We start from the raw sequence: 9,998 nt of genomic DNA on the forward strand, positions 1-9,998 counted from the left end.
TCTTTCTTAAGTTAAATATATAAATTTCAATATGAGTAATTCAGACTAAAACCCGTCACAAAATCTCGCTGAATACTATTTGGTGCAACTAATCCATGCCCAGCAAAGGCATCAACATATAGGCCTTGATACCAGCCCCTCACTCCTATTACTCCACCTGCTAAATAACGTTGCCCTGCTATACTGTGTTCCCCTGCAACCCAGCCCTGATCAACTGCAATATAAAATTGAGAATTTAATGGTGTATTCATACTGATTTCTTGTTGTAAATAATGTCCATTGTCTCCCGACAGCATGAGCTCACCATCAAAGCCTCTCACACTGTATCTTCCACCTATATAAAATCGATCCTGTGGCACCAATAATTTAGGTGCATATTGCCCTCTCCAGCTCATTCGATATTGAGCTGGTTGATTTAAAAGCATAAAGGGGTGGTTAATACGAAGATCCGCACTCCACAATGGTGCACGTGCATAACCTTCTGCCGGGAGTGGGTTTTTATTTACATCACGAATATCTTCTTCTGGCGCAGGTTTAGCATTAAATGCACCACTGCCACGTCGATAATCAATATTGAAGTCAATTAAACTATTACCTAAATAATGTTTATGTTGAATACCTGCATGCCATCCAGAAGTTTTTCTTTGCTGTACGCCAATTTCAATATTTTCAATAAAGTTGCTGTTTTGTTTTTGATATAACTTTCCATATAACGATGTTTTGTAAGCAGTCCCTCGAAATAACATCTTAGAAAGTATTAGATTCGTTTGTTGGCTTTCCCCGCTATACAAAATTGGCTTTTCATATCCAGCAACATACTGGTCATACTCATGCCAGTTATAAGAAGCACTGATATCAAAAGTTTTAAATGGCAGTTGATAATTTACGAAGTAACTTTTATTTCGATCTTTATGAAAGTCATTCAAAGAATGGCTAAAGTTAAAATTTAGACTATCGTTTAATCTTAGTGGATTATTTAAAGCTGCCCCAATAGTCCCAATATTTTTTCCTGTCGTTTTATTACCTGAATCGTCAATAGACAAACTTAAATTAAACTTTTGGTAAGGCTGAGTTGTAATTACGATATTACTTAGTCCGCCTTGTACTACGTCAGTAGCAGCTTCAATTTGTATATCAACCTCAAGACCTGATATTTTTTTTAAATTTTCTAAGGCATGATCTAACTGTTTGATATTTAAAATATCACCTTGTTTCAAAGGCAATGCTGTCGTGATTTGTATTTTTGAAATATCAGGACCATGATGAATAATTTCATTTATACGCCCTGATTCAACCAGAAAACGTAATGTTCCATTCGTCATATCTTGCTCAGGAACCACAATTTGACTTGTCACGAAACCAGCCTTAATCAGTTCATTTTGAGCAAACCGAACAAGATTCTGTAAACTTTGAGTACCAATACATTGATCAATAATTTGGTTATTTTTTTTATTCAATACGCGACTTAAGAAAGTAAATGTTTGGGTATCTTTAAGATCACTCCTCTCATCTACTTCAAGCTCAATAACATGAATATTAAAACAAGGTGTCTCAGCAATGATGACTGGTTGATGATTCTCTGCCTGAGCTTTATTTGGCTGAATGATTACTTTTGAATCTAACTGCTGCTTTAATTCATTAAGCCTCTGATCTTGACGAATCAGTTCAGCAATAGACAAATCTTCTGCTGCATATACACCGCCTGAACAAAATAAAAATAACCAACAACTTATATGTTTTATACGCATATTTTATAAAAATAAAATTTATCAAAAAGTTACGCAAACTTACATTATAATAAACTAAATATCAATAAGAATCATTATTAATTCATAATGTAGTTCCAGCTAGATGTGTTTTCTTAATAAAAGTGATCAAACACCAAAATATATTTAAAGTTTGATTACGGTGCAAAATATACGATCAGTGGAGATGGCGGGAGTTGAATTAAACTTTTAATCATCTGATTTATAACAATATTAATTATTTAAAATACATTTGGTATAACATTCGTATAACACTTTGATTTGATTAACATTGATTATGAATGATTTTTCTTGAGTTCAATTGATGTATTTGGAAGTGAACTCACAACTCTAACCTAACATACTGTGTATAAAATTTAACTTATCCACACTCACATTATATTTATTTCAAAATCTCATCAAAATTCATAAATAAGTTTCCATTGATTAAAGAGATCAATAAAAATACACTTTGATTTCGCAACATATTCGAAATTATATACTGGAATGATCTATTAGAGATGAGACAACAAAATAAGATTTTTGCTCTAGTTGATGTTAACAACTGTTACGTCAGCTGTGAACGTCTATTTGACCCCTCTTTACATAACGTACCAGTCATTGTTTTATCAAATAATGATGGTTGTGCTGTTGCTAGATCCCAAGAAGCCAAGGACCTTGGTATTAAAATGGGTGTACCACTATTTCAAATCAAAGATATAGTTCAAAAATATAATGTAAAAGTGCTGTCCAGTAACTATGCCCTTTATGCTGAAATGTCACGAAGATTTCATTCTGTACTATCTGAATTTATAGGACCTGAAGATCAAGAGATTTATTCTATTGACGAAAGCTTTTTAGAACTAACGTCATTAGCAGAAAATTATGATCTTACTGAATATGCTCAAGTCATGCGGTTGCGTGTTTTGAAATGGTTAGGATTGCCTGTTTGTGTTGGAATTGGTAGAACAAAAACTGAGGCCAAGATTGCAAACCACATCGCTAAGAAAAATAATTATTTGAATGGCGTGTGCAATCTTGTTGATATGGATCCTTGTTCAGCAGAAAAGTATTACCAAGAAATTGAAGTCGGTGAAGTTTGGGGAGTTGGTAGAAAGCATTCTAAAAAGCTTCAAGGCATGGGTATAAACACTGTTTTGGATTTGGCTTGTGCAAATGATCTTGAGATAAGAAAGCAGTTCTCAGTTGTAATGGCTAGAACTGTTTCTGAGTTGAAGGGTATTTCATGTATAGAGATTGAGGATGCACCACCACCTAAAAAGCAAATCGTTTCTAGCCGATCATTTGGTGAGAAGATCACAGATGTAAATTGCCTTAAAGAAGCGATCAGCAAGTATGTTCAAGATGCCACCAGGCGATTACGTGATGAAAATCTAATTTGTGGCTGCCTCATAGTGTTTGTCCAGTCCAGCCCATTTGACAAGAACAATTCTTATTACTCCAGTTCACTGACGTATGAAATATCAGATCCGACCGATTCAGCATTAATACTAAATCGCATAGCTGTCGATCTAGTTGAGAAGCAATTTAAAGAGGGTGTGAAGTTTAAAAAGTGTGGAGAGATTCTAACTGAGCTCATTGATAAAGATGCACATATTCCAGATATGTTTATTGATCACAAGTCAGTTGAATTGAATGAAAATTTAATGAGGGCTATGGAGAAAGCGCAAGCATGGTTCGGAAATACAAAATTAGCCATTGGGCCATGTTACTTACCCAATCGTACTTGGAGTATGAATAGAGCTAATTTGAGTAGAAATTATTTTAGTGTTCAAGGCATGTTGAAGGTTAATTAAATGAAAAGAAAACGCAAAAAAATAAATTTCCATCAAACAAATTGGACTACTGAACAAGACTGTTTTTTAATTGAAAATAATCATCTATCTGCTGTTGAATTAACTGAGGTTTTACATTTTTCAGAAGATGAAATAATTAGCAGAATGAAAACATTAGGGTTAACTAGAAGAAGTTAAAGGCTCAATTGTTTAAAAGACAAAATAACACTCCGTTTTACCCTATATTAAGGTGGATTACGTCTCACTTCAAGTTGTAGACCGCTGAATATTATCTTTTCTCTTAAATTTCTTTACAATTTCTTTATCCTGAGGCAAATTATACCATTTTTTGATAACTAGTTGTTGGAATTATGCTTAATAAAAAAATATTAATACTTCTTATTTGTTTATCTTTGACTGTTAATAGTGTGGCAAATAATATAGTTACACTCCCAACAATTGTTTTAAATGCTACTGGATCAAATAGTTCAGAACCATTAAATTGTGATCAGTATAAGCAAAATTCTAGTCAATATTACCTCTGTGAGGCGGAAGAATTAGAACGAGAGCGTATGTATGAAAATTTAGGGGGAAATGACGGAAATTATTCAAACGTAGAGTCATTACCATCTATTGATTTAATAGCAAAAATAGATGATTCAAAAAATGAAGAATGCTTTACTAGTAATCCCATTATGTTGGCTAATGGTAGCAAAGTACAACAAGAGCAAGACTTTTCAGCACATGGAGAAATGCCTTTAGAGTTCACCCGATATTATTATTCATTTAATGAACAATCTGATAGTAATTTAACAAAGTATCTAACAGATGGTAGTGCTGATTTTCACGATAGGTTGGGAAAATGGAGACATAGTTATAATTATAGATTGATTGTGAATAGCCAAGGTCAAGCAGTTCGTCGATTACCTGATGGTACTTATCATTATATTACACGGCCTAGTTCAGTAAAGTTATACAATAATTTATGGTTTATTAACTTAAAAGATGGAGGTAGTGAGATTTATGATATGGGAGGGAAGTTATTAAGTAAAAAAAATCCTCATAATATTGGATGGATACTTTCTTATGATGTAAATGATAAATTAATTGAAGTTAAGCATACAAATGGAAAAACAATTAAGTTAACTTGGGATAAAGACCGCTTACTTTCTGTAATAGACTCAGCTGGAAGCCAATATAATTATACATATGATTCATTTGATACATTTTTTCAAGTTGGTAAAATAAGCGTTAATATTAAAAAAGATCGTCTAGTCTCTGTTGTTTATCCGAATAACTTAGGCTCTCGTACTTATCATTATGGAGAAAATGGGGCAAAAGAGTATTTTTTAAGTGGTATATCTATTAATGGTAAGCGTTATAATACATATTATTTTAATGGGGACCAAGCAATTCAAAGTGGGCGCAGTGATGGTACACAACTTGATAAATTAGTTTTTGGTGAAAACTATACAACGGTCACTAATCCATTAGGTGCAGTATCTAAATATATTTATACTAATAATCGAAAAGATAAATTATCAAAAATAGAAAGAAGTGGTGTAAATAATTGTCCAAATAGTAGTGTTTCCAACAATTATGATAGTAATGGTTATGTCATCTCTAAAAAAGATTGGAATGGCATAGAAACCACGTATAAACGAGACAGTTTTGGGCGCATAACTCAAGAAATATATGGGGTTCAAAATGGAAGTCTGGCGAAGGCCCAAATTAAAAAATATACATATATTGATCAAACAGAGATAATTTCAAAAATCCAGATATTGAATGGTTCTAATGTTTTAATTAGAGAGGAAACTTATCAGTATTATGCTGCAAATGAGCTTGCTAAAAATAGAATAAAAAGTCAGGTGAGCTGTAGTAAAATAGGCACAACAAGGTGTAGTACTACCAGCTACAGTTATACCTTACATAGTAATCGGATGCTCAGTACTGTCGCTATAAATGCTAATGGAAAAAGTACAGTTTACAATTATGATTCCATAGGCAACTTAACTCAAACAAAAAATGCATTAGGACAGGTCACAACATATACAAATTACAATGCACTAGGATTGGTGGGCAAAGTCACCGATCCAAATGGTTTCATAGAAGAGTATGGTTACAATGCTCGTGGTCAGATTATTACGATTAAAAAGGTTTTAGATAATAATAGAGTTAGCACTCAAACCTTTCAATATGGGGCATTTGGTGTAACTCAAATTGACCATAATGGCAGTAAAGAATCTATTTATTACAATGATAATGGCACAGTCGCCCAGATTACTTATGGTATTGGTAACCAAAATTTAATTACTAAAGAATATACATACTCAAATTTAGGAAAATTACTCAATGTTAGATTTAAAGAAGGTAGCTCAATTCGATTTTCTCAAAAAAATCAACATAATCAGTTAGGCTGGATCACTGCTAATTTAGGTAATAACGGCCAAAATTATCGGTATGAATATGATGCAAATGGTAATATAGTTAAAAAAATTGATTCCTTAAATCAAATAACAACATACTCCTACACACCTCAAGGAAAGATTAATGTTGAAAATCGAAGTGATGGATCACAAATCCTTTATAACTATGATTCTATTGGTCAATTAGTTAGCATTAAAGATGCAAAAGGAAACATTACCACATATAGTTATGATGGTCTTGGAAATGTATTATCTATAAATAGCCCAGATACTGGACTAACTAAATATCAATACGACTCAAATGGTAATCTGACGACACTAACACGCGGAAATAACGCTATTATTAACTATAGTTATGATTTATTAAATCGTATAGTTAAATCTCAGTCTGGTAGCCAAATACAAACATGGACATATGACAACTGCACTAATGGTCTCGGTTATTTATGCGCAACAAATGATGGAATAACCACTACTACTTATGGCTATACTAAAGATGGAAGACTTTCTCAACAAATTAAAAAAATTGATGGAACGAGCTATTCTACCAATTGGGCATATGATAATTCAGGTAATTTAATAGAAGAGAATATTCAAAATAATAAAGGTAAAATATTATACGATTATGATAGTTTAAATCGTATTAAAACCATAAAATTTAACAATGGAATATCAACACAAACTATTATTGAAAACATTACCTACGAACCGTATGGTGGTGTAAAAAATTGGACTTATGGGAATGGTTTATCAAGAGCTATTACTTACGATCTAGATTATCGTTTAATTGGAATCATGACTTCTGGAATTCAAAACCTAAATCATAGCTTTAACCCAAACAACTTAATTACTCGAATTAACAATGTACTTGATAATAAAAGATCCACTAATTATTCATATGACTCTATTGGGCAGTTGAACCTTTCATCTTCAACTCAATATACTGAAAAGTGGGTGCAGGATACAAATTACAATCGAACCAGTCGTGTAGGGAATACCAATGCTGTTACTAACTACCAATATAGCCAAGGAAATAGATTATCAGCAACAACTGGAGCAGAGGCTAAAAACTTTAGTTACGATGCTAATGGAAATTTAAGCCAGAAAAAAGGGTATGGTGGGTTGATTAACTATACTTATGATGGTTTCAATCGTTTAAAAAATATAAATACGGGCTCTATTGTAAATTATAATTATGATGTCTTTAATCTTCGTAGCAATAAATCAAGTAATGAGGGAAGTATTAATTATATATATGCACCTGATGGAAGACTTCTTGCTGAAAGTCCTTTATCAAAAAATCAAAATGGCAGTTTGGCTAAAATTTATATTTGGTTTGAAGGCCAACCAATTGCTTTTGTATTTAACAATCAAATCTATTACATTCACAACGATCACTTAAACCGCCCTGAAATGATTACAAATACTAGTAAATCAATTGTTTGGAAAGGTCAAACAAGTAGTTATGATAGCGCGGTAATACAAAGTAGTATCGGTGACTTTAATCTTGGTTTCCCAGGTCAATATTTTGATGTAGAGAGTGGTCTTTGGTATAACTGGAATCGTTACTATGATGCAAGTATTGGTCGATATACTCAAAGTGATCCAATTGGATTGGCGGGTGGGCTGAATACCTATTCTTATGTTGAGAATAATCCACTGAATTTTGTAGATCCTAATGGATTAAAAACTGCTGTAGTAGTGGGTCATCGTACAAGTGGAAATCCTTTTGGTCATGTTGCTATTGGTTTCACTGGACAAGGTATTTATAGCTCAGGGACTGGAAATAAATATGGTGAAAGCTTTACTGGATATCTTTCTACACAATCTGCATATAGAGATTCAACTGTTTATATCTTGAATACATCTCCTCAACAAGAAATTAACATGAGAAGAGAGTTATTGAAATATGATCCACAGAAACTACCTAATCCATTGAAAAATCCTATAAGTGCATTTAATGATACTTGTGCTACTAGGACGCAAAAGTCTTTAGCGCAAGGTAATATAAGATCACTATTAATACCTACAATTTCTCCATTCCCAATTGATACAGAAATTATTATGTGGAGAAATGGAGCAAATTCAATAAATATCCCGCAGGGTGGTGTAATTCCAAACAGCTTACAGGAGTTTAATCCGTGAGGTTACGACTAGTATTTGTTTATAGGCTCCACAAGAACTGTTTTACAGTTTTCTATTCTTGTTATTAAAGTAAGGTTATACATATGAAAAATTTAAAAAAAACTCCATTTGCTATAATTTACCTTTTATTGATTATCACAGCATTCTATTTAGGAAGTGTACTAAACTCTTTTAGTTTAAACCTGTGTTATTCAGAAGCCATGGCTTCTCTCTCTAGTCAATCTAAATCAATGATCAATTCCAATGATCAAAACAAGAAGCATCAATTTGAATCGATGTTAAATAGTTTACCACTCAATGGATATGAAACAGACTGTGAAAAAGTAAGAAGGATTATTCACTAACAACAAGGTATAAACACATCAAAAATAACTTCCAAAATTAGGTTGATAGAGCTAAAAAAAGAGTATGAGAAATTAATGAAAATTATATGGTTAAACAGTAGTATACGATATGATTTATTTACTTATTTTAATATCTTTAATTTAGCTATTCATTTTAAATCATACTGTTAAATATTTTCTAAGCGCCTCATTCAAAGGAATGAGGCGTTTGTATCCGCATATGGTTTCATGTCTACTATTCAACCGATACTCCATATTTATAATAAAGACATGAACTATTCTGGCCACCCATCCCGCCAATCGCCCGACACCAGCTGCGTGTCCATCGTTACCTCTCCCCCCCCCTTGATCAAATTGAGTAAATTTCAATCACAATTATTATTGATCCAGTCATAATTTACTTATTTTTCTTCTGTTCAATGCCATTTTCATTACTATGTCAGCCCTCACCTGAGGGCCTTCACAATAGCACTATGCTTCGCCTGACATTCATTGTATTTAATCACTGTATCAAGCGACCATAGAATTAGAACGCTACCCTGTCCTGATTCTAATTGCTGAAGATCAGGACATGGCACAAGCAAATTAGCTGGTATTTTTGGGGATGAGACTGTTAATCGCTGACACCCCATGAGCATCAATACAGATGTTACGATAAACAGGCCGATCAATGATTTTTTGCACTTCTTTAATAACAACTTCATTTTTCACTCGCTGTTCTGATTTGAGTTTTTCATAGTCGGCACTGGCTTGGTTTGCCTTATCTTGTGCTTTAACCATTTCTTTCTGTTGATCATCCTTAAGCTTTTGTATCTTTTGCTGACATTGAGTTTCAGCCTTAATCAACTCACCACCCAAATGATTGGTATAAGCCAGCTGCCCTATGCAGATAAAAGAAAGGACCGCAATTGCGATCCAGTATTTGTATTTCCAGATGAGGTATAGGTTCATTGAGCACCTATACATTTATCACGTCGATCTAATTGTCTTACCCATACACCCCAACAATTATTAGAACGTACAGAACAGTCTTTTTTGGCCACAAACTTCCATTTAAGCAAAGACTGACATGCCTGAATGTGCTGCCCTGCTTTTAATTGACGCAACATTGAAGATGATTGCCAGTTGCCCATGCCAAAGTTATAAGCAAAATCTAGATAAACATCGTATTCAACTTGGCTGAGCTTTACGCCTTCCAGTGACTTTCGAAATTTAACCTCATCTTTGGATACATGTGCTTTAGATATTTCAACTGCACGCTCTTTGGTGATTGGTTTATCGGTCATTTTAACTTTCTGGCCACTCTCATAAACAGTTGAACCAATCCCAATGGTTGGCACACCACCGCTATCCTTATATGGCTTTGAGCTATAACCTTCATACTTTTCTAGGCCCACAAAAAAAGCAGCCGAAGCTGCTAGTATTCCTGCAAAAACTTTTGTCTTATTTGACATTACATTTTTCCTCCTTTAGCTTTTTCAATTTAAGCTCATGGATTTCTTGATCACGCTTCATTCGAGCTTGTGACTCAAATTCTTC

Annotated in this window: 7 protein-coding genes; 4 read left to right on the forward strand and 3 right to left on the reverse strand. The window is 33.5% G+C overall.

Features of this window, described 5'->3' with window-relative positions; genetic code table 11:
- Positions 1–26: 26 nt before the first annotated feature.
- Entirely contained in the window at positions 27–1,748 is a 1,722-nt protein-coding gene (locus tag Aru01_RS09735; RefSeq protein ID WP_016656691.1) for a ShlB/FhaC/HecB family hemolysin secretion/activation protein, read from the reverse strand.
- A 518-nt stretch (positions 1,749–2,266) separates the two neighbouring features.
- Between Aru01_RS09735 and Aru01_RS09740 the strand changes: the two genes are divergently transcribed.
- The 4 genes from Aru01_RS09740 to Aru01_RS09750 all read left to right on the forward strand — a co-directional run bounded on the left by Aru01_RS09740 (position 2,267) and on the right by Aru01_RS09750 (position 8,459).
- Positions 2,267–3,562 carry a Y-family DNA polymerase gene (locus Aru01_RS09740; protein ID WP_016656692.1) on the forward strand — a complete coding sequence of 432 codons (1,296 nt, stop codon included), beginning with the start codon at positions 2,267–2,269 and terminating at the stop codon, positions 3,560–3,562.
- Entirely contained in the window at positions 3,563–3,739 is a 177-nt protein-coding gene (locus Aru01_RS18455; RefSeq protein WP_016656693.1) for a hypothetical protein, read from the forward strand.
- A gap of 173 nt (positions 3,740–3,912) precedes the next feature.
- On the forward strand, positions 3,913–8,115 hold the full coding sequence (locus Aru01_RS09745; RefSeq protein WP_016656694.1) for an RHS repeat-associated core domain-containing protein: 4,203 nt from the start codon (positions 3,913–3,915) through the stop codon (positions 8,113–8,115).
- An 83-nt stretch (positions 8,116–8,198) separates the two neighbouring features.
- Positions 8,199–8,459: a hypothetical protein gene (locus tag Aru01_RS09750; RefSeq protein ID WP_016656695.1), complete on the forward strand. Its 261-nt coding sequence runs from the start codon at positions 8,199–8,201 to the stop codon at positions 8,457–8,459.
- A gap of 585 nt (positions 8,460–9,044) precedes the next feature.
- On the opposite strand, the gene Aru01_RS09755 is transcribed toward Aru01_RS09750, so the two are convergent.
- Both Aru01_RS09755 and Aru01_RS09760 read right to left on the reverse strand, forming a co-directional pair.
- A complete protein-coding gene (locus Aru01_RS09755; protein WP_016656696.1) occupies positions 9,045–9,410 on the reverse strand; it encodes a hypothetical protein in 366 nt (121 codons plus the stop codon).
- Positions 9,407–9,913 carry a lysozyme gene (locus tag Aru01_RS09760; RefSeq protein WP_016656697.1) on the reverse strand — a complete coding sequence of 169 codons (507 nt, stop codon included), beginning with the start codon at positions 9,911–9,913 and terminating at the stop codon, positions 9,407–9,409. Before Aru01_RS09760 ends, Aru01_RS09755 begins: the two co-directional genes overlap by 4 nt.
- Positions 9,914–9,998 lie beyond the last annotated feature (85 nt).

The organism is Acinetobacter rudis, assembly GCF_000829675.1.
GTDB lineage: Bacteria > Pseudomonadota > Gammaproteobacteria > Pseudomonadales > Moraxellaceae > Acinetobacter > Acinetobacter rudis.

Bases quoted from the DNA above. Each gene is read 5' to 3' on its own strand.
- Aru01_RS09735 (WP_016656691.1), bottom strand. From the start codon at position 1,748: ATGCGTATAAAACATATAAGTTGTTGGTTATTTTTATTTTGTTCAGGC.
- Aru01_RS09745 (WP_016656694.1), top strand. From the start codon at position 3,913: ATGCTTAATAAAAAAATATTAATACTTCTTATTTGTTTATCTTTGACT.
- Aru01_RS09755 (WP_016656696.1), bottom strand. From the start codon at position 9,410: ATGAACCTATACCTCATCTGGAAATACAAATACTGGATCGCAATTGCG.
- Aru01_RS09750 (WP_016656695.1), top strand. From the start codon at position 8,199: ATGAAAAATTTAAAAAAAACTCCATTTGCTATAATTTACCTTTTATTG.
- Aru01_RS09760 (WP_016656697.1), bottom strand. From the start codon at position 9,913: ATGTCAAATAAGACAAAAGTTTTTGCAGGAATACTAGCAGCTTCGGCT.
- Aru01_RS18455 (WP_016656693.1), top strand. From the start codon at position 3,563: ATGAAAAGAAAACGCAAAAAAATAAATTTCCATCAAACAAATTGGACT.
- Aru01_RS09740 (WP_016656692.1), top strand. From the start codon at position 2,267: ATGAGACAACAAAATAAGATTTTTGCTCTAGTTGATGTTAACAACTGT.